This window comes from Microbacterium schleiferi, from assembly GCF_015565955.1.
Taxonomy (GTDB): domain Bacteria; phylum Actinomycetota; class Actinomycetes; order Actinomycetales; family Microbacteriaceae; genus Microbacterium; species Microbacterium schleiferi_A.
In genome coordinates this window covers 2,391,920-2,414,883 of record NZ_CP064760.1, presented here as the reverse complement: position 1 = coordinate 2,414,883, position 22,964 = coordinate 2,391,920, and the positions used below count along the sequence as shown (strand labels likewise).

The 22,964-nt window shown below is 66.7% G+C and carries 24 protein-coding genes and 1 pseudogene; 8 read left to right on the top strand and 17 right to left on the bottom strand.

What is annotated here, in order from left to right:
• Positions 1 to 2 precede the first annotated feature (2 nt).
• The 7 genes from IT882_RS11685 to IT882_RS11655 all read right to left on the bottom strand — a co-directional run bounded on the left by IT882_RS11685 (position 3) and on the right by IT882_RS11655 (position 5,206).
• A complete protein-coding gene (locus IT882_RS11685; protein WP_195692000.1) occupies positions 3 to 302 on the bottom strand; it encodes a hypothetical protein in 300 nt (99 codons plus the stop codon).
• Positions 303 to 370: 68 nt separating this feature from the next.
• On the bottom strand, positions 371 to 1,321 hold the full coding sequence (locus IT882_RS11680; RefSeq protein ID WP_195691999.1) for a sensor histidine kinase: 951 nt from the start codon (positions 1,319 to 1,321) through the stop codon (positions 371 to 373).
• On the bottom strand, positions 1,318 to 2,001 hold the full coding sequence (locus tag IT882_RS11675) for a response regulator transcription factor (RefSeq protein WP_195691998.1): 684 nt from the start codon (positions 1,999 to 2,001) through the stop codon (positions 1,318 to 1,320). The genes IT882_RS11680 and IT882_RS11675 overlap by 4 nt, the downstream gene beginning before the upstream one ends.
• A gap of 24 nt (positions 2,002 to 2,025) precedes the next feature.
• Positions 2,026 to 2,613 carry a hypothetical protein gene (locus tag IT882_RS11670; RefSeq protein WP_195691997.1) on the bottom strand — a complete coding sequence of 196 codons (588 nt, stop codon included), beginning with the start codon at positions 2,611 to 2,613 and terminating at the stop codon, positions 2,026 to 2,028.
• Positions 2,610 to 3,581, bottom strand: coding sequence for an ABC transporter permease (locus IT882_RS11665; protein WP_195691996.1), 972 nt, complete (start codon positions 3,579 to 3,581; stop codon positions 2,610 to 2,612). Before IT882_RS11665 ends, IT882_RS11670 begins: the two co-directional genes overlap by 4 nt.
• A gap of 12 nt (positions 3,582 to 3,593) precedes the next feature.
• Entirely contained in the window at positions 3,594 to 4,472 is an 879-nt protein-coding gene (locus tag IT882_RS11660; RefSeq protein ID WP_195691995.1) for an ABC transporter permease, read from the bottom strand.
• On the bottom strand, positions 4,469 to 5,206 hold the full coding sequence (locus IT882_RS11655; RefSeq protein ID WP_195691994.1) for an ABC transporter ATP-binding protein: 738 nt from the start codon (positions 5,204 to 5,206) through the stop codon (positions 4,469 to 4,471). Before IT882_RS11655 ends, IT882_RS11660 begins: the two co-directional genes overlap by 4 nt.
• A gap of 580 nt (positions 5,207 to 5,786) precedes the next feature.
• Here IT882_RS11655 and IT882_RS11650 point away from each other — a divergent pair.
• The gene (locus tag IT882_RS11650) at positions 5,787 to 6,140 is read left to right on the top strand and encodes a helix-turn-helix domain-containing protein (protein WP_195691993.1); all 354 of its coding nucleotides are present in this window, start codon (positions 5,787 to 5,789) and stop codon (positions 6,138 to 6,140) included.
• Positions 6,141 to 6,149: 9 nt separating this feature from the next.
• Here the strand turns inward: IT882_RS11650 and IT882_RS11645 are convergent, their stop codons facing one another.
• The 7 genes from IT882_RS11645 to IT882_RS11615 all read right to left on the bottom strand — a co-directional run bounded on the left by IT882_RS11645 (position 6,150) and on the right by IT882_RS11615 (position 12,867).
• The gene (locus tag IT882_RS11645) at positions 6,150 to 6,737 is read right to left on the bottom strand and encodes a ClpP family protease (RefSeq protein ID WP_195691992.1); all 588 of its coding nucleotides are present in this window, start codon (positions 6,735 to 6,737) and stop codon (positions 6,150 to 6,152) included.
• The gene (locus IT882_RS11640; RefSeq protein WP_195691991.1) at positions 6,734 to 7,363 is read right to left on the bottom strand and encodes a ClpP family protease; all 630 of its coding nucleotides are present in this window, start codon (positions 7,361 to 7,363) and stop codon (positions 6,734 to 6,736) included. The genes IT882_RS11645 and IT882_RS11640 overlap by 4 nt, the downstream gene beginning before the upstream one ends.
• A gap of 99 nt (positions 7,364 to 7,462) precedes the next feature.
• Complete coding sequence (locus tag IT882_RS11635; protein WP_195691990.1) at positions 7,463 to 8,917, bottom strand: glycosylase; 1,455 nt, start codon at positions 8,915 to 8,917, stop codon at positions 7,463 to 7,465.
• A gap of 11 nt (positions 8,918 to 8,928) precedes the next feature.
• A complete protein-coding gene (locus IT882_RS11630) occupies positions 8,929 to 9,942 on the bottom strand; it encodes a glycosyltransferase (RefSeq protein WP_195691989.1) in 1,014 nt (337 codons plus the stop codon).
• Positions 9,942 to 11,147, bottom strand: coding sequence for a glycosyltransferase (locus tag IT882_RS11625; protein ID WP_195691988.1), 1,206 nt, complete (start codon positions 11,145 to 11,147; stop codon positions 9,942 to 9,944). The genes IT882_RS11630 and IT882_RS11625 overlap by 1 nt, the downstream gene beginning before the upstream one ends.
• 90 nt (positions 11,148 to 11,237) lie before the next feature.
• Positions 11,238 to 12,269 carry a glycosyltransferase family 4 protein gene (locus IT882_RS11620; RefSeq protein ID WP_229382091.1) on the bottom strand — a complete coding sequence of 344 codons (1,032 nt, stop codon included), beginning with the start codon at positions 12,267 to 12,269 and terminating at the stop codon, positions 11,238 to 11,240.
• Between the two features lie 49 nt (positions 12,270 to 12,318).
• Complete coding sequence (locus IT882_RS11615) at positions 12,319 to 12,867, bottom strand: hypothetical protein (protein WP_195691987.1); 549 nt, start codon at positions 12,865 to 12,867, stop codon at positions 12,319 to 12,321.
• 158 nt (positions 12,868 to 13,025) lie between these two features.
• On the opposite strand from IT882_RS11615, the gene IT882_RS11610 reads away from it, so the two are divergent.
• Positions 13,026 to 13,190 carry a hypothetical protein gene (locus IT882_RS11610; protein WP_195691986.1) on the top strand — a complete coding sequence of 55 codons (165 nt, stop codon included), beginning with the start codon at positions 13,026 to 13,028 and terminating at the stop codon, positions 13,188 to 13,190.
• A gap of 40 nt (positions 13,191 to 13,230) precedes the next feature.
• Here the strand turns inward: IT882_RS11610 and IT882_RS11605 are convergent, their stop codons facing one another.
• Positions 13,231 to 14,889, bottom strand: a complete 1,659-nt coding sequence (locus IT882_RS11605; RefSeq protein WP_229382090.1) for an amylo-alpha-1,6-glucosidase — start codon at positions 14,887 to 14,889, stop codon at positions 13,231 to 13,233.
• Between the two features lie 176 nt (positions 14,890 to 15,065).
• On the opposite strand from IT882_RS11605, the gene IT882_RS11600 reads away from it, so the two are divergent.
• The 6 genes and pseudogenes from IT882_RS11600 (at position 15,066) to IT882_RS16585 (ending at position 21,192) form a co-directional block, all read left to right on the top strand.
• Positions 15,066 to 16,085, top strand: a complete 1,020-nt coding sequence (locus IT882_RS11600; RefSeq protein ID WP_195691985.1) for a LacI family DNA-binding transcriptional regulator — start codon at positions 15,066 to 15,068, stop codon at positions 16,083 to 16,085.
• A gap of 46 nt (positions 16,086 to 16,131) precedes the next feature.
• The gene (locus tag IT882_RS11595; protein ID WP_195691984.1) at positions 16,132 to 17,385 is read left to right on the top strand and encodes a sugar ABC transporter substrate-binding protein; all 1,254 of its coding nucleotides are present in this window, start codon (positions 16,132 to 16,134) and stop codon (positions 17,383 to 17,385) included.
• A 54-nt stretch (positions 17,386 to 17,439) separates the two neighbouring features.
• On the top strand, positions 17,440 to 18,408 hold the full coding sequence (locus IT882_RS11590) for a carbohydrate ABC transporter permease (protein WP_195691983.1): 969 nt from the start codon (positions 17,440 to 17,442) through the stop codon (positions 18,406 to 18,408).
• Positions 18,405 to 19,223, top strand: a complete 819-nt coding sequence (locus tag IT882_RS11585) for a carbohydrate ABC transporter permease (protein ID WP_195691982.1) — start codon at positions 18,405 to 18,407, stop codon at positions 19,221 to 19,223. Before IT882_RS11590 ends, IT882_RS11585 begins: the two co-directional genes overlap by 4 nt.
• Positions 19,109 to 20,469, top strand: a pseudogene (locus tag IT882_RS16590) (glycoside hydrolase family 127 protein); the annotation flags it as partial. The gene IT882_RS11585 and the pseudogene IT882_RS16590, both read left to right, overlap by 115 nt.
• A gap of 12 nt (positions 20,470 to 20,481) precedes the next feature.
• On the top strand, positions 20,482 to 21,192 hold the full coding sequence (locus IT882_RS16585) for a hypothetical protein (RefSeq protein ID WP_418887796.1): 711 nt from the start codon (positions 20,482 to 20,484) through the stop codon (positions 21,190 to 21,192).
• Positions 21,193 to 21,240: 48 nt separating this feature from the next.
• Here the strand turns inward: IT882_RS16585 and IT882_RS11575 are convergent, their stop codons facing one another.
• Together IT882_RS11575 and IT882_RS11570 are read right to left on the bottom strand one after the other, a co-directional pair.
• The gene (locus IT882_RS11575) at positions 21,241 to 22,386 is read right to left on the bottom strand and encodes an RNA polymerase sigma factor (protein WP_229382088.1); all 1,146 of its coding nucleotides are present in this window, start codon (positions 22,384 to 22,386) and stop codon (positions 21,241 to 21,243) included.
• A gap of 53 nt (positions 22,387 to 22,439) precedes the next feature.
• Positions 22,440 to 22,769 carry a YciI family protein gene (locus IT882_RS11570; protein WP_195691980.1) on the bottom strand — a complete coding sequence of 110 codons (330 nt, stop codon included), beginning with the start codon at positions 22,767 to 22,769 and terminating at the stop codon, positions 22,440 to 22,442.
• Between the last annotated feature and the right edge of the window lie 195 nt (positions 22,770 to 22,964).

Genomic DNA, 22,964 nt, shown 5'->3' with positions numbered 1-22,964 from the left:
GCTCAGTCCGCTGTGCCATCTTCCACGTCGACGCCGTTGACGTCGTCGCTGGTGTCCTCGGTCTCGGACTCGTTTCCGGGGCCTTCCTGCACGTTGTCGGTGTCGGCACCCGCCTCGTCAGCTGTCTCGTTGTCGTCGGCGGTCTCGGCGTCCTGCGTCGTCGATGTGGTCGCGGGTTCGGTGACGGCGACAGTGGGAGTGCTGGTCGGCGCGGCTGCGCCGGCTGTGAGTGTTGCTCCGCCGGCGAGCATCAGCGCGACGGCCAGGGCGGGACCGCCGATCCATGCGGCTTTCTTGTTCACGATTGTTCCTTTCATCGGGTGGAGCCGGGGGAGCTCCATGTTTCGACGTTAGGAAAGGGCGCGTGAGATCACCGTGAGAGACCGCGACTGGTCGTCAGCGGCAATCTGATGGTTGCCGTCGTGCCCTGTCCTGGCTGCGACCGCAGCTCCAGGGAGCCGTGGTGGGCGGCGAGTATCGAGTCGACGAGCGCTAGTCCGAGCCCGTGGCCGGTGCGAGAGCGTGCGGTGTCTGCCCGCCAGAACCGCACTCGGGCGTGGCGGAGTTCGTCGGGTGTCATCCCGACACCCGTATCCGCGACTGTGATGAAGACGGCGTCGGCCGTCGCCTGCGTCGTCACGGCGATCTGCCCCTCGGGCGGAGTGAATTTGGACGCGTTGTCGACGAGGTTCGAGACCGCGCGCGCGAGCAATGTGGGGCTCGCGATCACGTGGGCGCCGGAACGGCAGTCGACGCTTACGTGCGGAACGGTTGCGCCTGCGCCTGCAGCGCGTGCGACGAGGTCGTCGACATCGACGGTGGTGAAGGACTCGCTGAGTTCATCGCTGTCACCGCGCGCCAGAAGGAGCAGGTCGTTTGTCAGCGCGACCACAACGTGCGTCGCTTCGGCAGCGGTCTCGATCGCAGCGCGGTACTCAGCGGGTGAGCGTGAACGAGACAGCGCCAGCTCCAGCTCGCCTTGGATGAGCGCCAGCGGCGATCGCAGCTCATGCGAGGCGCCGTCGATGAATCGTTGCTGCAACTCGTAGCTGCGTTGGATCGGGACCAACGCGGATCGCGCCATGATCCAGCTCGCGAGCGGAATGACGACGACCAGGACGGCGAACGCGACCAGGAGAGCTTCACGGAGGGTGGCGAAGCCCTGCTCGGCGGACATGACGCCCGGCTCGGTGCTCTCTGGGTCGAAGTCGAAGGTGCTCACGACGTACAGATAGACCGCGAGGGCGAACACACCGTACACCGCGAGCTGCGCGAGGGCGTAGGTGAGAGTGAGGCGGATCAACGCCCGGCGGAAGATCATGCGTCAGGGTTGATCGTGTAGCCCGAGCCGCGTCGGGTGACGATGATGTCAGGTTCACCATCGGCGGTCAGCTTCTGGCGGAGGTAGCGGACATAGGTCTGCACGACGTTGCTGAAGCCGTCGTAGTTGCTGTCCCAAGCGTGGTCGATCAGCTCACTGCTGCTGACGATGCGTCCGGTGTTGCGCATGAGGTATTCCAGCACAGCGAACTCCTTCGCCGTCAGCTCGATTCGCCTCGAGCCCCGGATCGCCGTCCGTGTCGCCGGGTCCAGGCTCACACCCTGCGCGCTGAGCACCGGTGCATGAGCCGTGGGAGAGCGTCGCAGCAACGCCCGCACCCGGGCGAGGAGCTCGGCGACATGGAAAGGCTTCACGACGTAGTCGTCGGCACCGGCATCCAGCCCCTGGACCTTCGTGCGCATCGAATCCAGCGCCGTGAGCATCAGGACCGGCACCCCGCTGCTGAGTTCCCGGATCCGTTCGCAGACGGCCATGCCACCTCGCTCGAGTCCGGGCAGCATCAGATCCAGGATTACGAGGTCGTACGTCGGGTCGATTTCGAACGCTTCGATTCCCGAGGGCGCGTCGAAGGCGACATCTGCCGCGTAGCCGGCCTCGGTGAGAGTGCGTCTGACCATGTCGGCGAGACCGGAGTCGTCCTCGACGAGGAGAATCTTCATGCGCCTGTTCCTTGCGTTGTCGGGTTAGTCTGCCACTTCGCCGGTGCCGACGCCCTTGGTCGCGATGGCCGTCGCGGGGGCGAGTCCGGGCGTGCTGACTTCGATCGTGAAATCGACCTGGTTGCTGGAGCTGCGGTAGAGGCTGAACGTGTTCTCCGGGTAGTGTCCGGCTCCGGTGCCGGTGCCGGTGCCGTTGTCGAAGTAGACGGTGACGTCGGATCCTGCGGGTACGGTGAGTGCACCGAGGTCCTGGTAGTACGACTCTGACTGCCCGGTCGTTGCGTCCGTCATCGTGTAGAACACTTCCAGTCCACTCACATCGGTCGAGGTGGCATTGGCGATCGTGAGCTCCAGCTGATCACTGATGGCCTGACCGGTGGCCTGGTCGACGTTGTCCTCGACCGCGGCGTAGGTCACGGACAAGCCGGGGGTGCTGCTGTCGTTCACGATCGGGTTGGCATCCACCGGGAGCACCGTGTCGGACGATCCCGAGGTCGACGCGGATGGCGATGAGGTGAGCGAGCCGGCAGTTGCCGTCGCAGTGCATCCGGTGAGTGCAGCGAGTGCGACGGCTCCGGCGAGGAGGGTGGCGGTGAATCGACGGTTGTTCATGATGTCTTCCTTTGCAGTGTTCCGCGGGTGGTGGTCACCGCTGCCAAGGAGACGGCGGCGATGGTCGCGGAGAAGAGGGTCAACGCATAGGGCCACATGTCAGCCCAGACAGCGCCGAGCGGCTGCTGGTTGTACTGGTCCTTGATGCCGAGGAACGCGAACGACAGGCGTTCGGTGTGCTTGGTGATCGAGGAGACCTCGATGCCGTTGCGGATGCCGTCGAAGCCGGCGAAGTGCGCCATCACCGTCAGCTCGTCAGGACGTTGAATCTGAAGTGCCGCGAACAGTCCGCCGGGGACCTGATTGTCGGGGTCCATGGTGTCGCCGATCTGCGGGAGGATCAGCACCACCACCAGCCAGAGGGCGACGGCGATGATCAGGCCCGTGCTCGGCCGGGCTGTCAGCGACGTGACGGCAATTGCGACTGCTGTCCAAAACACCAAGTACAGCCAGAGCACGACCGTGGCGAGCAGGATGTTGCGCAGCTCGTATCCGCCCAGGGACGCGCCGCCGATCGTGAGGAGCGCAATCGCTTCGATGATCGCGAGCGCGACCAGAACCACCGCCCACACCGCGGACAGCCCGGCGACCTTTCCGAGGCCCAGCGAAAAGAGGCCGACCGGACGGCTGAGCACAAGGTCGAGTGTGCCGCGGCGCTTTTCGGCCGCGATCGAGCCGTAGCCCACGACGATAGCGAACAGCGCTCCGAGCAGCTCGACGTACTCGACCGCGCCGCGCAGCAGCTGCATCGGGAACAGCCGAGGTGCGGCAGCGGCGGTCTGGCTGCCGGACGCCGTCAACTGCTCGACGTAGGCGTTGTAGGCGTCGAGTTCCACGCGAAAAGCACCGGATGCGACGGTCACGGAGACCACGCAGGCGATTCCGAGGAAGGCGATCAGCCCGATCAGGAGCGGGTCGCGGCGGCGCTCGCGGAACTCTTTGGCGGCGATGATGGCGATATCAGTCATCGAGAGGCCTCCTCAGGCGCGGGCGGGGGAGAACACGACGATGGCGATCATCGCGACCAGGGCGATCGACACAGAGGCGATCGCGATGCCGACCGAGCCGCTGGCCGACGGGTCGTGCAGCAGATAGGACCCGATTCGCTTGAACTCCTCGGTGATCGACAGCGGCCCCGTGATCGCGGCGAGCAGGTCGAACCCGCCACCGGTCGCGGCGATAGAGGGGACGGGGTTCAGCAGCGCGATCGGTCGCGCCGCTGTTCCGATTTGGGGAAGGACGAAAGCGATCCCCGACCAGACGAGGATGGGCACCAGGAGTGCTGCGGTTTCCTGCTTGGCGACCAGCCCTGCCAGCATTCCCGCGCCGACGAATATCATCATCAGCGCCCAGGACGCGGCGCCGAAAAGCGCAAGTCGTCCCGTCTCCCCCATCGTCAGCGGTGCGCTGGTGATCGCGCCGATCACCAGCCACGACAGGGTGAGACTCGACACGAGCGCAACCGCGATCACGGCGCCGATTCCCACCATCTGCCCGAGTAGCCGGGCTGGAACGCTGACAGGGCGGGTCAGGACGAGGTCGGCGGTGCGTAGCTGGCGGTCGCGGAGCGTTGCTGCCGCCCCCAGGATGATCGCCATCAGGCATCCGATGAGTACGACGTAGATCGCCGAATTCCGAGCGAAGTAGAGCGGCGACGCTCCCGTGAACGGGTTCGGGGCGTTCGTCATGCCGTCGGCGCGAATCTGCTCGTAGACGTCCGTGACGGTGCGGGTGGTGATCCAACCGATCACGGCTGATGCCAGCACCATCGTCACGAAGACGACCACCAGGATCAGCGCGATCCGGGATCGTCGCGTGTAGAGGATCTCGTGACGTGCACTCGCCAGAAACGTCCTCATCGCGCTACCGCCGGATCGAGCTGGAAGTAGATCTCCTCCAGTGAGGACTCTTCGGGGAACATCCCGAGGGTGTTCTGGAGCGTGTCGTGGTGGACGAGCTTCCCTTCGCGGAGGATCCCGATGCTCGTGCAGGTTCGGGTCACCTCAGACAGGAGGTGGGTGTTCATGAAGACCGTGATCCCGAGCTCGGCGTTCAGCTGCACGATCAGCTCGCGCAGCGATCTCACACCGGCAGGGTCCAGGCCAGAGGTCGGCTCGTCCAAGAACAGCACCTGCGGCTCGTGCAGGATGGCCTGTGCTATTCCGACGCGCTGGCGCATGCCCTTGCTGAACGTTCCTACGCGCTCTCGATCGTGGCCGGTGAACCCGATCAGTTCGAGGACCTCCGAGATCCGGCGATCCGGCCGCCGCACCCCGGACAGCTCACCAAAGAACCGCAGGTTCTCACGCAGAGTCAGATGATCGTAGAACCGGACGTTCTCGGGCAGATAGCCGATCGCGCGCCGCACACCCGCGGGGTGATGTCTGATCGAGTTGCCGCCGATCTCGGCCTCACCCGAGGTCGGTTCCATCAGCGTCGTCAAGAGGTTAACCGTCGTCGTCTTCCCTGCGCCATTGTGTCCCAGGAGTCCGAAAACCTCGCCAGCCGGGACCTCGAGGGTCAGACCGTCCAGCGCAGCGTGCGGACCGTACGACTTCGTGAGGGCGTGGAGCCGAATCGGCGAATCATTCATGTCTCGACGCTATGAAGGCGAACGTGAGACGAGGATGAGAAACGGCTTGTGCCCATCTCGACGCGGAATTTGCGCGAACGTCGGCGCACGCGGAAGAGGTCACGCGTGAAGTGCCGATCGAAGCGGTGACCAGATTTTCGGCGGTGAACCCGAAGATCGATTCGCGGCGTTTGTCGCGTGCGTTTCTCGCTGCCTTCGCTGATCATGAGGCGTTCACGAAGGAAAAGCGCAAGCGCCGCTAGCGTTTCTGTCGCCGAGCTTGCACGTCGACGCCTGCGTTGATCGATGCCTTCTTGACGGTCTTGTCGTTGAACCCGATCTTGAACCCGATCTGCCGGAGCGACTCCCCGGACTCATAGAGCCGCTGGGCCTCGAGGATCTGGCTAGGGAGAGACCAACGGCTGGTGACGAGTAAGTTCTTTCCACCCGTTCCCCCGCCGCACGGTTGCAGAGGTCACGCAGCTTCGCCACCTCTGGGGAAGAATTCAAGTAGCGTCCCTCCAGGGGCACCGATCCACTCGCGATTCTGCTCCGGGCAGAATCCATCGTCCGACCGGACGCGGTCGCTTTAGCATGAGGCATGACCCAACCAGGCGCTCGTCTCCATCTGGTCCCTCAAGCGTCGCCGCAGAAGGCGGCGCGCCGCGAGTCGCTGTGGCGGCACGTCCTCGGCGGTCGACTCCGCTCGCTCCGTCACGAGCGCGGCGAGACGCTCACCGAGACTGCTCGCCGTGCAGGCGTTTCGGTCCAGTACCTCTCTGAGGTGGAGCGCGGGGTTAAGGAGCCGTCGAGTGAAGTGATCGCCGCGGTGGCTGACGCGCTCGAGGTCACCCTGCTGGACCTGACTCTCGGGGTTGCCGCTGACCTTCGGACCGCGAAAGTCAGCGCCCCGCCGTCTGCGACGTGCTCGGCGGCCCTTGCGCTCGCAGCCTGACGTTGCCGCTCACCGCTGTGCGATGACGCTGTCCACCAGCCCGTACTCCCGTGCGCCCTCGGCGGTGAAGATGCGGTCGTGATCCGTGTCGCTGCGGAGGGTTTCGAGTGTTTGCCCCGTGTGCTGCGACAGGATCGACTCCAGATCCGAGCGGATGCGCACGACTTCCTCTGCCTGAAGGATGAGGTCGGGGATCGTCCCTCGTCCCTGGGCTGCCGGCTGATGCAGGATGACGCGTGTGTGCGGGAGGGCCGCCCTCTTTCCCCGCGTTCCCGCCGCCAGGAGAACCGCGCCCACGGCGACGGCCTGGCCGACGCAGGTCGTCGCGATCGGCGAACGGATGTAGCGCATGGTGTCGTAGATCGCGAGCATCGCGCTCGGGTCCCCGCCCTCGCAGTTGATGTAGAGCTGGATGTCGTGCTCCGGGCCCTCGGACTCGAGGTACAGAAGCTGCGCGATCAGTGCGTTCGCGACGCCCGCGTCGATCGCGGTTCCGAGATAGATGATCCGCTCGGTGAGCAGATGCGAGTAGACATCCATGATCCGCTCGCCGCGGGCATCCCGCGCGATGACGTTCGGAATCGTGTAGGTACTCATCGCGACATCCCCTCGAGTTCCCTGTGGAAGCCGGCGCGAACGGGAGGTCGTGGAACGAGATCCTCGAACCGTTCCACGATCGTGTCGATAAGCCCGTACTCTCGTGCCTGCTCCGCCGTGAACCAGCGATCGTGGAGGGAGTCCGTGAAGACGCGCTCGATCGGCTGACCCGAGTCTTCGGCAATGAGCCCGAGCACCGTGTCCCGTGTGTGGCGAAGGTCGTCGGCCTGCAGCTCGATGTCGACGGCAGTCCCTCCGATCCCGGCCGAGCCCTGGTGCATGAGCACGCGGGCGTGCGGGAGTGCGCGTCGCTTGCCGGGTGTGCCCGAGGAGAGCAGAAATTGCCCCGCGCTGGCGGCCATGCCCAGGGCGAGGGTCGAGACGTCGCACGGGACCAAGCGCATGACGTCCCTGATCGCGAGCATGGCCGGTACCGAGCCCCCGGGGGAGTGGATCCAGAGGGCGATATCGGTGGACGGGTCTTCGGCCGCGAGGCCGAGAACGGATGTCGCCAACAGCGTTCCGTTGTCGTCATCGAGGGCGCCATCGAGGACCAGAACCCGCTGCTCGTAGAGCTCTCGACGGGTGCGTTCGGTGAACTGCGGTGGGGTGGGGGATTCGCTCATGACTCAACGATGTCGTGAGCGCCCCCCGCCGTCGCTACTCTCTGCCAGCGGCAGAACTGCCCTCAGCAGAACGAGCCGCTTGTCGCCACCCGCGAGAGGTCACCGGGTCTCGGCAACCATCGACCTCAGGAGCTCGGCGAGGTCGACCGAGCATACGCCGATGCGTGAGTCCGTGATCCCGATCGGAATCCACAGCACGCCTTCGTGGATGATGCCGCCGCAGGAATACACCACGTTGGGCACGTACCCGTCGCGTCCGTCAGAACGCGGCTCGAGGATCGGCGTCGCGGTTCGCCCGATCACGATGCTCGGGTCCTGCAGATCGAGGAGCAGCGCGGCGAGGACGTACGTGCGCATCGGGCCGACGCCATGGGTGAGGACGAGCCAGCCGTCGTCCGTCTCTATTGGCGGCCCACAGTTGCCGGTCTGGACGATCTCCCAGGACTGTCGCGGACTGTGAACTGTCGGGCCCTGGCTCCAGATCACGCCGTCGGTGGACTCAGCCAGCGAGATATTCTCGCCACCGGTACGGCACAACGCGAGGTGCCTGCCGCCGACGACGCGAGGAAACAACGCCATCCCCTTGTTCTGGGCGGCCGCGCCCGCCAGCCGATGGACGGTGAAGTCCCGAAGGTCGGGCGTGATGATCAGCCGGGGCGCGATGTTTCGCCCGTCATAGGCGGTGTAGGTGGCGCGGTATTCAACGGCTCCCTCGGCGTCGGTGAAGCGGACGAATCGGGCATCCTCCATGCCATGGTTCTCCTCTGCCGCGACGGGAGTGAGGACGCGCTGGCTCAGCCCTGTCTGTGGCGAGAAGGTCGTCCGATACGCCGAGGCGGCCAGCGTCCGGAGCGCATCGATCTGTCGACGGCTGTCGGCGCGCGTGGACAGCTCAGCGGGGAGTGCGGCGACAGCGATGTCGATGTCGGGAGGTGAGAACCGCGCCGGCAATTCGCGCAGAACCGCGTGCGACGTTTCGTTGAGGATCCCCTCGTGCTCGGCGGCCGCACGGAAATGCGTGATGCTCCAGCTGCCGTCGCTCAGGTGCGGGCGCCACGGTGGTGCCTCGCGGTCGTGGAAGCTCCAGGTGGCGCCGGGACCGATGGTGGCCTCGGCAAACCCGATGGATGAGAGGTGACCCTCTCCGATCGCGCGGAGGGCGATCGCCACACGCAGGTGACCCGGTGCCATGCCGTCTTGGTCGGGATGCTCGATGGCGCTCGGGTTGCAGATTCCGGCGCCTTCGAGGGCGAACTCCGCGGTGAAGCTTGCGCCCAACACGATCTTGCGTGACTCGGTGATCTCCTCCAGGTCAGAGACCCGCGAGCTCACCGCATCCGCGTTCGCGACGAACAACGCACGGATGTCGGGATGGCGCCCATCGAAGTCTCGGATCAATCGCGCGGCGATCTCTTCGGTGGCGGGGCCAGAGAGGGCGAGGACCCGCTGCACGATCTGCGCTGCGCGTGAGTGGGTGTTCGCTGACTCCTCGCCGGGGAGAAAGAGCTGCCCGATGACCCGACTCGGTTCCGCACGAAGGGTGGCCGTCTCCATCCGTCCGAGCGTCATACGTGCGGCTCCGGTTCGAGGCGGCGCATCTGTTGATAGGTGCTCAGGGCCGCCAAGGTCGACTCCGCACCCCTGTTCTCGTTGCGTCCGTGACGCTCGAGTCCGTCAAAACCTGCTCCCGTGGCGACGTCGACCATGACGGTTCGACTGTCGTTGTGCCCCAGGAACCACTGCCAGCAGAGCTCGATGCCACGCCGCCAGTCTTCGCCGCCGGTCAGCTCGTAGGCCCGTGCGCAGGCATCGGCGATAGCCGCCACCTCGATGGGTTGTTGGTCGAACTGCGGTCCGGTCTGCTCGGGACCACGTCCGCCGCTGCCTGTCACCGATAGGCGGTCACTCGGGCTCTCCACCTGCAGCAGGAAGGCGAGTAACTCCCACCCTCGATCGCTTGCCGACTGGTTGTCGAGTCGTTCGCCGGCCACGATGAGCGCTTCGACAATGGAGCCGTTGGCGTACGTCAGACGTGGCTCTGGCCAGAGCCAGGTCTCGCCATTCGAGGCCGGAACAGCATCCACGAGCGCGCCCAGGAGACGGCGAGCCGCCGCGTCCGTGGGATCGATGACGGCGACCTCGCTGGCGCCGAGGGCAGCGAACGCGATCGTCCGCAGGTCCGGCGACTGCTGCTGCGCGACCCGCTGGAACGCGCGCATCGCGCGGGCTCGGATTGACGGGTCCGGTGCCCGGGCCGCGGCGGTGCCTACCGCCCACACGAGGCGTCCCCACCAGTCGCCCATCGAGTGGTTGTCGGTCCAGTCACCGTGCACGTTCATGCGGTTATGAACGAGCCCGTCCGTTCCGATGGCCGATTCAAGGAATCCCAGGTAGATCTCGCTGAGCCTCACGAGGTCAGGGTCCGGGTCTGGATCGCGGACAACCACGATCAGTGCGCGGGCGACGTCGTCGACGCAGTACCCGTGGTCAGGTCGGGGCGCGTCCAGGAGCGCGTGCTCGAAGACGCCGCGGCCGTCGGTGAGCGCGTGCAGGTGGTGGTACCGATCATGCTCGCGCATTACGCTGCCGCTGCCGTGGTGTGAACAGCGGCGGCCAGAATCCGATAGCGGTCGGCGACCGCGGACCACGTCATGTCGCTCGCGTCGTGTAACGCCGCCTCTCGCATCTGCCTCGCGACCTCGTCGCCGCGAAGGATCGTTCGCACCGCTGCCGCGATAGCTTCCGGATCCTGATGAGTGACGACGGTTCCTGCGCCGCTTGCGAGCAGTTCGACAGCGTGGGGAAACCGCGTCGCAACAACGGGGATACCCGCCGCGACGGCCTCCGCCAGCACACCCGAGGTTGCTTGGTCGAGCGAGTCGTAGGGGAGGAGGACGACATCTGCCGATGCCAGGAGAGCCGCGAGCTCGTCGCCGTCGAGGTATCGCCCATCCAAACGCACGGATGCGCCGAGGTCGAGCTCGTCGACCAGTGTCGTGAGCGCGGTCCGGTAGCTCTCGCCGGCGAGCGCAAGAACCTTCGGGTGGGTCTGCCCCGCGACGACATACTCGATGTCGGGCGCCAGATCGCCGAGCTGTGCCATGGCGCGGATACCCCACTCGATGCCCTTTCCCGGTGAGATCAACCCCCACGTGAGGACACGCTTGCGGCGGTGAGGAGTCGTGGGACGCAGGGCGAGATTCGTCACGCCGTGGGGGATGGTGTGAACGAGTGCGGCATTCACGTCGTAGTTTTCCAGCAGGGTCTCGCGAGCACTGCTGGTCATCACGACGGTCGCGGACGCTGCTGCGCATACGCGCGTGAGAACTGCTCGCTGATGCGGCGTCGGCGCGGGGAGGACCGTGTGCAGCACCACAATGGTCGGAGCGGTGATGGCCGCGAGGACCTCGAGGATCTCGTCACCGTCTGCGCCGCCGTAGATGCCGTACTCGTGTTGGACGATCGCGACATCGCAGACATTGAGAGCGGTCACGACAGCGGCCCTGCTTCCGCTGTCGTGCGCGATCAGGTCTGCTCGTACCCGAGGTGCGCCGTCGGCGGTACGAGCCGCGGCCGGCTCGGGGGTGTCCAGCACCCGCGCGATGTCGGCGCTGTCTCGCGGGTCGCCGCTCAGGGCGTGGGCGAGTGCCTCGGTGAACGTCGCCAGGCCGCAACGGGTGGGCGGGTAGGTGCTGAGGAATCCATAGTGGGTCACGACGACGCGCTCCTCGGTAGGCCCGAGCGGTGCGACGCCCGGCGTTGGCGAGACGTCTGCCAGCGGCATCCCTCGTGGGATCGTGGCGTCGATGGCGCGATCCGGTCCACGCCCGAATGGTGATGTAGGTGAGGACGCTGTGGGCCCACCATACGCCGGTCAGCTGTGAACAGGCCTGGGCTGAGCTGCCAGGATCTGTTCGTACACGCTCAGGTAGTCATCGACCATCCGTTCGACACCGAACCGGGCCGCTGCTTGCTCGTGGACCTGCCGTCGGTCCAGCGCCACGATGTCGTCAACCGCGCTCACGGCCTGCTCGAGCGTTGCGACGGTACGACCGGTGATGCCGTCATCGACGACTTCACTCATCGAACCGCGCCGATAGGCGATGACCGGCGTGCCGCACATCATCGCCTCCACGACAGATAGGCCGAACGGCTCATTGAAGGCAATCGGATGCAGCAGTGCGGCAGCGTTCCCGAGAATGTGAGCACGGTCAGTCGCGCCAACCGAGCCACGAAACTCCACACGATTGCCGTCGATGTGGGGCGCGACCTCGGATGCGAAGTACTCCTGATCGTGCACGATGCCGCAGATGACCAGCCGACGCCCCGCCCGGCGGGCGATCTCGATGGCCTGGGCGGTGCCCTTGTCGGGGTGGATCCTTCCGAAGCACACGAGATAGTCATCCGGGGAGAGGGCAACCGGGAGTTCTGCCGGATCGATCCCGTGGTGCACGGTCGCGATGTAATCCAGCTTCGGCGATCGGTCGCTGTCCGAGATCGAGACGAAGGCACTGGACGCGGACTCATAGACAGGCAGCGTCGCTGCGCCCGAGAACCCATGAATCGTCGTCAGCATCGGCGCGCGCCACTGAGCCCCGAAAGCCAGTGGCAGCCAATCGAGCTGATTGTGCACGATGTCGACCTCGGCAGAGCGCGTCATCGCGTGTGCCACGTGGAGTGCTTCCCAGACCCGGCCGTCCATTGACGGATCGCTCGCGTATCCGTGAGGAACTACCGGGTCCAGCCGCGCCTCGGTGACCGAGTCCGCGGTCGCGAAGAGTGTGACCTCGACGCCCCGCCGCACCAGACCCTCCGTGAGGAGACTCGTCACCCGTTCCCAGGGGCCATAGTCATCGGGCGGCGTGCGCCAGGCGACCGGCCCCAGCATCCCGACGCGGAGTGTCATCCTGTCCTGACGGTCGGAGTTCGCTCACGGTGTGACGCGCACTGCCTCGTCACGAACTCGTGCGCGCATCGCCGCCATCGTCATTCCACTCCTCGATCTGCGCTTGCTCGTCCGCATCCAGGCGAGGGAGGGTCGTCGCGGTCGCACTCTCGCCGGAGCGATGGAAGGCGACAGAGCCTGCAAGTTCGACCACGGCCGCCGCGCGAAGATGCTCGGTCGCTGCCGCATCATGAGAGCGCGCGGCCGCCTCATCCCGTCCGGCGCGGACGCTGTCGCTGATCGCGGCAAGCCGTTCCGCGAGGACCGTTGCCAGGCCGTCTCGCAGCTCTTCAAGATTCGTATTCGCGATTTCCAAGCGGCGGTCCGAGACAGTGATCTCCACGGTGGGGTACCCCGCTCGAGTGAGAGCATCGCGGGTCTGGTTGTCGAGGATCTGGACCACCTCGTCGCGGTCGGGACGGCGTGTGAACACGGCCTCGACGGTATAGCGGTCGGGGCTCTCGTCAGTCAGTAGCGCAGCAGGCAGCGAACCCACCAGCACCGATCCCAGGCCCAGCGTCGCGGCATCCGAGCCGCTCGTTCGTGTCTGTGTCTTCATGATCGGACGGTACGCCCCGAACATGTACGACTCTCAGGTTCATCTCGCCGAGTGCGCGTGCGTTTCCTGGGGCTGACGGGTGGGGAGAGGGCGCGCGGCTTGCTGTGAATGTGGCTGGCTGGCACTGCCGTGCTCATCGAGCGCGTACGGTGAGGACTATGTGGACAGTACTCATCATCTTGCTTGTCGCGTGGGCGGTGCTGTCGATTGTGGGGTTCGCCTTTGAGGGGCTGCTCTGGCTCGCCATCATTGGAATCGTGCTGTTTATCGGCACCGTGATCTTCGGGATCATCCGGCAGCGCGCACGGGGCAAGAAAGCCTGACGCGCTCGGCATCCTCGTCGCGGCGAAGCCGCCGCCGTTCTCAGACGTCGTCGCGCGCCACCGCTTCCCGCGCCAGCACGAGGTAGGCGGCTGCTGTCCAGGTGTAGGCCCGGTCGCGCAGGCCCTCCCCGGTCAGGGCGTCGAAGTTCTCGGCGAAACCGGATGCCTCGCACAGCCGCCGAAACCGTAGGCTGACGGCATCCGCGGTCTCGCCCGCGCCGGCGCGGCGCAGGCCGTCTTCGATCAGCATCGTCGACGGTGCCCAGATCGGCCCGCGCCAGTAGCCGTCTGACTCGTAGTGGGGGCTGGAGACGAGCTCCGTCGCCGGGCCCCAATCGGTGAGGAACGGCTCGACTCCCTGCGCGAGCGCGTGCGAGACCTCGGGATCGAGAAGGTCGGCTGCAACGATCGGGATCGAGGTGAGCAGACTCGATCGGGTGCTGTCGGCGCCCCCCGAGATGCCGCCGGTGACGCCGCGCGCGACGAATCCATCGCCACGCCACAACTGGGTCATGAGCGCGTCCCGCACGTCGTCGCGACGGGCGAGCCATGGCTGGGCGGACTCGCCGACCTCGGCGGCCACCTCCGCGAGGACGTCGAGTTGGATGACGAGGAACGCGGCCAGGTCGGGGGCGTGAACGACACGATCACGATCGAACATCGTGGAGTTATCCCACCCACTATCGTTGCCGTGTTGATAGACCGGGAGCACCGAGCCGGGCGCGGTACGCCGCTCGAGCCAGAACCGCGTCCACCGGGTCAGCCGGTCGTAGGCGTCGCGCAGCTGCTCCTCAGACAGCGTCACTCCCGAGGCCCGCAGCCGGCGCAGCGCCCACCCGTGGATCGGTGGCTTCACGAAGTTGTAGAGCCGCTCCGAGTGCGTGATCGAGTCGGGCAGAGCCCCGCTCGGATCTTGCTGATCGAAGGGCGCGAGGAACTGGTCCCAGGCGGCGTCGGGTAGGCCGGGAGCCAGTGCGAGGGCGTTGAAGCAGTGGTCCCAACTCCACACCTTGTCCATCCAGTGCTTGGACATGAGTACCGACTCGCGCTCTAGGAAACCCGCGGGTGCGACGGTGGCGGACCACAGCACGTAGCAGGCGAGCCCGGTGGCGGGAACCGTGTCAGTTCGCCATGCCGCGAGAGCGTCGACATACGAGTGGAACTCCTCGCTGACCTCTGTTACGACCTCATCGAACCCCGATTCGGCGATGTAGGGGGCTCGTGCTGTCTCGAACTCTTCGATCACCGCTTCCCAGCCCGCTGCGCCCGACAGCGTGACGGCGCGGTCGGTCTGGCCGAGTCCCTGCGCCCCCGTGACGGTGAGTTCTCCGCGGATCGGCGTCACGCGGTAGCGGCAGCCGGTCTCATACGACGTGAACACGGCGGCGCCGTCGGCAGGGTCGACGAACAGATACGTCCCGGTGAACGGGGTGAGGTCGGCTGCAGCATCCGCCAGCTCCACCTGCGTCCCCGCGGAGCCACGCATACGTACCGCGTCGACGCTCTCGAACGCGGCATTGACCGTGTGACGTCCCTCGCCCCAGGTGAGGATGGCGGGCGTGGCTGCCGGCGACGGCGCGCTCTGCCAGGCTCCGGCCGAGGGGCGGATGCGCAGCACCGGATGCATGCCGGTGCGATGCGAGACCAGGTGCACGTCCTCGACGGTCGTATGCGCCGCGATGACGGGGGAGAGGTTCATCCACGACCCCCGACGACTGAACGGAATCGTGCGCACATCAAACGGGGGCAGGGGCTCGTCATCGAGGGGCTCCGATCGTCGTGATCGATCCGATACTTGCGGATCGCTGGGCTCCACTGTGCATTCGAACCGGTTCGAATCGAACCGGATCGACACTCATCAACGAGGAGACGTGAATGGTCACCATCGGCGACGTAGCCCGGGTCGCGGGTGTCTCGCGGAGCACGGCCTCGTACGCGTTGTCGGGCAAGCGGACGATCTCGCCCGCCGTGCGCCAGAAGGTCGCCGATGCCGTCGCCGAACTCGGCTACACGCCTAACGCCGGCGCTCGGGCCCTCGCAACCTCGCGCACCAACGTCATCGCGCTTCTCGGTCAGTTCTTCGAAGACGAGTTCGCCCCCGCGATGCTGCAGTACATCCTCGGCGTCACCGACCGGGCTCGTGAGCTGGGCTTCGACACGCTGCTGGTCTCCGACAGCGACGGCGTCTCGGCGCTACGCCGCATTTCGGACTCGCGCATGGCCGACGGCTTCGTTCTGCTGAATGTCGCCGAGAACGATGAGCGACTCGCCCCGCTGCGCAGCGCGTCACAGCCGGCCGCTCTCGTGGGGCTCCCCGGAAACTCCGAAGGCATCGACGCTTTCGACCTCGACTTCGCCGCGGCAGGCGAGCTGATGGTCGAGCGGATGCACGAACTCGGGCATCGCGAGCTCATCCTCGTGTCACAGCCCGAGCACGTCGTCGAGCGCGGCGGCGCCTACGTCTGGCGGCTCGCCAACGCCGCGGCCGCCCGCGCGGCCACGCTGGGTGTCACGCTGCACCACTACTACGCGGCCTCGAGTCAGCCCGAGATCGGCAAAGACCTGAACGCCTTCCTCGATGCGCATCCCGACGCAACGGGGCTCCTGCTCAACAACGAAGCCGCCGCGGCGGCGCTGCCCAACGTGCTGCAGGCACGCTCTCTCGCCGTCCCGGCAGACATGTCGGTGATCGGTCGCTACTCCGAGACCTTCGCTCGCACGTTCTCGCTTCCGTATTCCGCCATCGACAGCGCTCCCGACCTCCTGGGTCGCCGCGCCGTCGAGCATCTCGTCTCCCGCATCGACGGCACTGCCGATGCGGACACCCACGTCGTCGATCTGATCGCGCCCATCATCGACGACCGCGGCTCTGTGGCCGCACCACCATCCCGATAGGGACACCAAGAGTCCGGTTGCGACCGGGCACGTTCAAGGAGGAACCATGATTACCAGCAAGCTGCGGGTGCCCCTCGCGGTCGCCACTGCGGCCGTCGCGGTGGGCGCACTGGCCGGATGCTCCGGCTCGGGCGACGGCGGATCGACAGCCGCCGCCGACACCTACACGTGGTGGGATCCGTACCCCCAGCACGAGGAGGGCTCGGACTGGGCCAACCGCGTGCAGGACTGCGGCACGGAGGCCGGTGTCACCATCGAGCGCACGGCGTACGACACGACCTCGCTCACCAACCAGGCCCTTCTGGCTGCGCAGGAAGGCACCTCGCCCGACATCATCCTGCTCGACAACCCCGCCGTCTCGACACTGGCTGACACCGGCATGTTGACGACGATGGACGAGCTCGGGCTGGACACCTCCGACATCGACAGCAACCTGTTGGCAGCCGGCGAGATCGACGGCCAGGCCTACGGCATCCCGATCGGCGCGAACACGCTCGCGCTGTACTACAACGAGGACGTCCTGTCCGCTGCCGGCGTGGACCCCGCATCCATCACCGACTGGGCATCGCTCACCGACGCGCTGGCGGCAGTGACCGCCGCGGGCCACAAGGGCATCAGCTTCGCCGGGATCAACACGGAAGAGGGATCGTTCCAGTTCCTGCCTTGGTTCTGGGGCGCCGGCGCCGACCTGACGCAGCTCGATTCGCCCGAAGCCGTCGACGCTCTGCAGTTGTGGACCGACTGGGTGAACAACGGCTACGCGCCGAACTCCGTGATCACCAACTCTCAGAACACCGTCTGGGAGGAGTTCCTCACCGGCGACTTCGGCTTCGCCGAGAACGGCACCTGGCAGGTCAACAGCGCCGCAGAGGCTGACTTCCCGACGGGTGTCATCGAGCTTCCCGCCATGAACGGCGGCGTCGCACCGGCACCCACCGGGGGCGAGTTCATCATCGCTCCGGTTCAGCAGGACACCGGCCGGTACGAGACGACGAAGCAGATCATCGAGTGCATGACCACGCCCGAGGGCTTCGTTGAGACGGCTAACACGTTCGCGTACTACATCCCGCCGACGGATGCCGGTCAGCAGGCGCTGCTGGAAGAGCACCCCGAACTCGAGACCTGGGTTTCGGCGGTGCAGGCCGCGAAGGGGCGTACCAGCGACAACCTCGGTACGGACTATCCGCTCATCTCGGAGCAGCTGTGGACGGCTGTGCAGAGCGCGCTTTCAGGCGCAGCGACGCCGGAAGAGGCGCTCGCCGCAGCCCAGGAGGCTGCCGCCGCCGAGACCGGAAAGTGACACCGTGCCCGGGCGGGCTCGTCCCGCCCCGGGCACCTCTCTTCAAGGACAACCATGACCCTCTCTTCGACGCTGTCGCCGGCGCCCGCTCCCGACACGGCGACCATGTCGGTACCGCCGGAGCGACGCAGGCCCGCGCGCCTCCAGGGGTCGCGATGGATCGCGGTCGGGTTCGCGGCGCCGCTGCTGGTCTACCTCGTGGCGTTCTACGTCTACCCGCTGATTCGCAGTATCGACCTCAGCATCCACGACTACACCGTGCGGGCTTTCGTGCAGGGCAACGCCGAGTTCGTCGGCCTGCAGAACTACATCGACGTCGTCACCTCGCCGCTGTTCGGGCAGGCCATCGTCAACACGGCAGTGTTCGTCATCGGATCCCTCGTGTTCCAGTACGCGATCGGACTCGCGCTCGCGGTCTTCTTCCGCAACAACTTCCGGCTCTCGGGTGTTCTGCGGGCCCTGTTCCTGGTGCCGTGGTTGCTGCCGCTGATCGTCTCGGGCTCGACCTGGTCCTGGATGCTCAACAGCGACAACGGCATCGTCAACGCTGCGCTCGAAGCGTTCGGGATCGGCTCGATCAACTGGTTGACCTCGCCCGACACCGCGATGATCGCCGTGGTCATCGCCAACATCTGGCTCGGCATCCCGTTCAACCTCGTCATCCTCTACTCGGGGCTCCAGAACATCCCCGGGGACCTCTACGAAGCTGCGTCGCTCGACGGCGCCGGGGGCTGGCGACAGTTCTGGAGCATCACGTTCCCGCTTCTTCGTCCCGTCTCAGCGATCACCCTGCTTCTCGGCCTCGTCTACACGCTCAAGGTCGTCGACATCATCTGGATCATGACGACCGGCGGTCCCGCCAACGCGACGACCACGCTGGCGATCTGGTCCTATCGCGAGGCGTTCGGTACGGGGCAGCCCGACCTTTCACCCGCCGCCGCCGTCGGCAACGTCCTCATCGTCATCGCGCTGATCTTCGGATTCTTCTACCTGCGCATCCAGCGACGTCAGGAGAACTCATGAACGCCCGCCGCCCCTGGTGGAAGACTGCGCTGGGCATCGTCTTCACCGCCTTCATGCTCTTCCCGGTGTACTGGATGCTCAACGTGTCGCTGACCAAGACCAGCGACCTGCGGCTCAGTCCGCCGCACCTGTTCCCGATCGATCCGACCTTCGAGGGCTATGCCGACGTCCTGCGCCAGCAGCTTCCGAATCTCGGAACGAGCCTGCTCATCGGCCTCGGATGTGTCGTCCTGACGCTCGTGATCGCAGCGCCAGCTGCCTACGCGATCTCGCTGCTGAACCTGCGCGCCGGTCGTTCGCTGAACTTCGTGCTGCTGGTTGCCCAGATGATCCCCGCGGTCGTGATGGCGATGGGCTTCTACGCCATCTATGTGCGACTCGGCCTGCTCAATTCGGTGGGTGGACTCATCCTCGCCGACTCCACGATCGCCGTGCCCTTCGGGGTGCTGTTGTTCACGGCGTTCATGAGCGGCATCCCGCGGGAACTGCTGCAGGCAGCTCGCATCGACGGCGCCGGCGCGTGGCGCGTATTCACCTCGGTCGTGCTGCCGCTGAGCCGCAACTCCGCGCTGACCGTCGCCCTGTTCGCGTTCCTCTGGGCCTGGTCGGACTTCGTGTTCGCCTCGACCCTGGCGCGCAACTCGCCGCTGCGGCCGATCACGCTCGGGATCTACGCCTACATCGGCAACAACACGACGCAGTGGAACGCCATCATGGCAACCGCCGTCGTGGCCTCCATCCCTGCGGCGATCCTGCTGGTCGTCGCGCAACGCTACGTCGCCGCCGGGGTCACCGCCGGCGCGGTGAAGGACTGACCGTGACGCTCTCTCCCTCTTCGGAGGCCACCACGTCGTCGCGCGTCACGGACACTCCCGCGCGCACCGGCGCCGTGCCCGTCGCGCCCATTCACAGTGACCGGTTCGGGGTGAGCACGGGTGAGGTGGTCCTGGATCCCGATGGTTTCTGGGGGCACCGCCAGGAGGTGAACGCCACAGCGACGTTCGCGCACTGCCTCGAGTGGATGGAGCGTCTCGGATGGCTCGCGTCGTTCGACCGCATCGCACGGGGCGAGGCCACGACCGACCGTCCGGGATGGCAATTCTCTGACTCTGAGGTCTACAAGCTCCTCGAGGGCATGGCGTGGGAACTGGGCCGCAGCGATGACCCGGCGCTTGCCGACATCTTCGGTCAGCTCGTCGCCCGCGTGGGCGCCGCGCAGGACGCTGACGGCTACCTGGGCACGGCCTACGGGCATCCGGGGTTGCCGCCTCGGTACTCGGACCTGGCCATGGGGCACGAGCTCTACAACATGGGGCATCTTCTGCAGGCGGCAGTCGCGCGCATCCGCACCGGCTGGGTCGACGACCCGATCGTGCACATTGCGCGGCGCGCAGCCGACCACATCTGTCAAGAATTCGGCGTGAACGGACGGGATGCCGTCTGTGGGCACGCCGAGATCGAAGTGGCGCTCGCCGAGGCGGGGCGCGCCCTCGGCGAGCGTCGCTACCTCGAACAGGCCCGGCTCTTCATCGAACGCCGCGGCCGAGGGTCCCTGCCCGTGCCCCCGCTGCAGTCGCCCGAGTACTTCCAGGACGACATCCCGGTGCGTGAGGCCGACGTGCTTCGCGGCCACGCGGTGCGGGCGCTGTACCTCAGTGCCGGGGCCGTGGACGTGGCAGTCGATAGCGCGGATGCCGAACTCCTCGCCGCATTGCAAACACAGTGGGAGCGCACCGTCGCCCGTCGCACCTACCTGACCGGGGGATGGGTTCCCGTCACCAGGACGAGGGGTTCGGCGAGGACTTCGAACTGCCCGCCGACAGGGCCTACTGCGAGACCTGCGCCGGCGTCGCATCGGTCATGTTCGCGTGGCGTCTCTACCTCGCGACCGGTGACGTTCGCTATCCGGATCTGATCGAACGCACCCTCTTCAACGTCGTCGCGACCTCGCCCAGCGCTGACGGCCGGTCGTTCTTCTACGCCAATCCGCTCCATCAGCGTGAAGCGGCGCCGCGGGCGCTGGACGGGGTCAACACTCGAGCCGAAGGCGGCGTTCGCGCGCCGTGGTTCGAGGTGTCGTGCTGTCCCACCAATGTCGCCCGCACCCTCGCATCGCTGGGTGCCTACGTGGCGTCGGTGGATGCCGAGGGTCTCACGATCCTGCAGTACGCGGCAGGAACCATCGCGGCGGGAGGGTTCCGGCTCACGATCGATACCGCCTACCCCGACGAGGGTCGCATTCGGATCCGCGTCGAGCGAGCACCGGCCCAGCGCTCGCGGTTGCGCCTTCGCGTGCCCGACTGGGCTGGCGCCGGCGCCAGGGTGCGACTCCGCGGCGGTGCCTGGCAGCAGGCGGGTCGGGGATGGCTGGATCTTCATGATCAGTTCGCTCCGGACGATGAGATCGTGCTGGAGCTCCCCACCACCCCGAGGTTCACGTGGCCGGACACGCGTATCGATGCGCTGCGCGGCTCGGTCGCCGTCGAAAAGGGGCCGCTGGTGCTCTGCCTCGAGTCCACTGACCTGGCAGAGGATGCCGCGCTTGACCACGTGCGTGTGGACACGACCGCGACCCCGGATGCCGACGGTGACGGCGCCCTGATCTCGATTGCCCAGATGCCGCCGCCGCCTACCGACGTCCTGCCGTACGCCGCGTCGGCTCCGTCATCCGTTCCGCTCTCGATCTCGACAGCGCGTCTCGTGCCCTACCACCGCTGGGCCGAACGGGGCCCGTCGACGATGCGCGTGTTCATGCCCGAGCTCTCGGAGCTCGGACAGGCGTAACCGACTGATTCGCGCGGTCCGCAGGAAGCACCGCAGCACGGAACTGAGCTACGCAGTCAGCGTGTCGAGCATCCGCTGCAGTGCGCGTCGCTCCGCATCCCCCGATGCCGCGGCAATGGCCAGGGAGTACTGCGCCGCCGCCTCTTCGCGCCTCCCCGCGCGCAGAAGGAGGTCGGCGCGTGCCGCGGGCAGGAGCGGGTAGCTGCCGAGCGCATGCGCCACATCGTCGAGGGCTGCGAGTCCTGCATCCGGTCCCGCCGCCATACCGAGGGCGATCGCCCGGTTGAGAGCGACGACGGGGGAGGGTGTGGTGGCGAGCAAGCGGTCGTAGAGGGCGACGATGGCGGCCCAGTCTGTGGCATCCGCTGTCGGTGCAGTCGCGTGAGCAGCGGCGATCGCGGCCTGCACGTGGTACGGGCCGATGTGCTGCTGGCGGGCGGCGCGGCTGAGCAGCGCGCGGGCTTCGTCGATGGCGGCGGCGTCCCAGAGCGCCCGATCCTGCTCTTCGAGCGTGAGGAGCATCCCGTCGTGCTCGCGCGCGTGGCGACGTGAGTGTTGGAAGAGCATGAGAGCGAGGAGCCCGAGCGTCTCGGGTTCGCCGGGGAGTAGGTGCACGAGCGCGCGAGCGAGTCGAATGGCCTCGTCGGCGACCTCGCTGCGTGTCGTGTAGCCCTCGTTGAACGCGAGGTAGAGCACGGCGAGCACCCCACCGAGGCGCTCCGGCAGGAGGTCAGTACCGGGCACGCGATAGGGGATCCCCGCATCGGTGATCTTGCGTTTGGCGCGAACGACGCGCTGGGCAATGGTCGATGTCGGCACAAGAAAGGCGCGTGCGATCTGCTCCGTGGTAAGTCCGCCGACGGTACGCAGGGTGAGTGCGACGCGGGACTCGAGGGGGAGTGCGGGATGGCAGCAGGTGAAGATCAGGCGCAGTCGGTCGTCGGGAAAGTCCGGAAGCTCGGGGTCGAGGTGTTCGAGTTCGGTCATCGTCGCCACCTCTTCCAGCTTGCGGGTGAGCACCGCCGCGCGGCGCAGCCGGTCGAGCGCGCGGTTCTTCGCCACCGTCGTGAGCCACGCGCCCGGATTGCGTGGCACTCCGTCCTGGTCCCACGCCCTGAGTGCGGTCTCGAAGGCTTCGGCGGCACAGTCCTCAGCCAGTGACCAGTCCCCGGTCACACGGATCAGAGTGGACACCACGCGAGCCCACTCTGATCCGTGCGCATGGGCGACGGCGTCGCGAACCGCGTCTACAGCGGCCACACCGGCCGCAGCTCGATACGTCCGAAGCGCGCCATGGGATGCTTCGCTGCGATCTTGATCGCCTCGTCTAGGTCCTCCGCCTGAATGATGTCGTACCCGGCGATCCACTCCTTCGACTCGGTGAATGGCCCGTCGGTGACGAGGACCTCGCCATCCCGCACGCGGACGAGCGTGGCATCCTCGATCGGACGCAGGCGGTCGCCGTGCAGATGGGCGCCGCGCGCGGTCACATCGGCGATCCAGTCTTCGATGTTGTCCTGGTCCTTGTCATAGGGCTCGGCCTCGGGGTCGGTTGCCACGAACATCATGTACTCCACGGGACTATCCCTTCGTTGGTGAAACGGTACGACAGTGCGACGAACGGGGGAATCGTGATTCGACACTCACAGCAGGCGAATTCCCAGCGCCGCGGGAATGCGCTCGATCCAGCTGATCTCATGATCCTCGCGTGGCTCCTCGGCTGTCTCGTTCTCGTCCATGGCGATCTCCTCTCGGTGAGGATCCCGGCGGAT